At 66.8% G+C, this 506-nt stretch carries 1 pseudogene; it reads right to left on the minus strand.

Annotation, left to right across the window (positions count from 1 at the left end):
* A pseudogene (locus D3H34_RS33805) lies at nt 1-221 on the minus strand (YebC/PmpR family DNA-binding transcriptional regulator); the annotation flags it as partial.
* Nucleotides 222-506: the final 285 nt, after the last annotated feature.

The following is a 506-nucleotide window of genomic DNA, read 5'->3' on the forward strand; positions in this document are numbered from 1 at the left end:
TCGCCGGTCAGGCCCGCGCCCTTCTTGATGGCGCGCTCGAGCGTGTCCTTGGGCATGGACACCTTGCGGGCCTGCTCCACGACCAGGCGCAGCTTGGAGTTGGCCGCCGGGTCGGCACCGCCGCGTGCGGCGACCATGATTTCCTTGGCCAGCTTGCCAAACAGCTTGCCCTTGGCATCGGCAACCTGTGCCTTGCCCTTCGATTTCCACTGCGCGCCCATGAATTGTTTTCCTTCAGGTGAAAGGCGCGCACGCCCGCACCGGGCACACGCACCCCAAAGGGTGGAGGTTATACACCTGTGAGAGGCGCCATGATTTAGCCAAGTGCGCTGCAGGGATATGGCGATGCGTCGGGCCGCGCGCAAAACTATGCTGGCAGAGCTTGCCACTTCACGGGCCCTGTGCCCGGCCCTTGCCATGCGTTCCACGTTCCCCCTCCTCATCGCTGCGCTCGCCGGCGCCCTGGCAGGGGTCTCGCCGGCCGGCGCGCAATCCCGGCCGCTGGC

The organism is Acidovorax cavernicola (assembly GCF_003581445.1).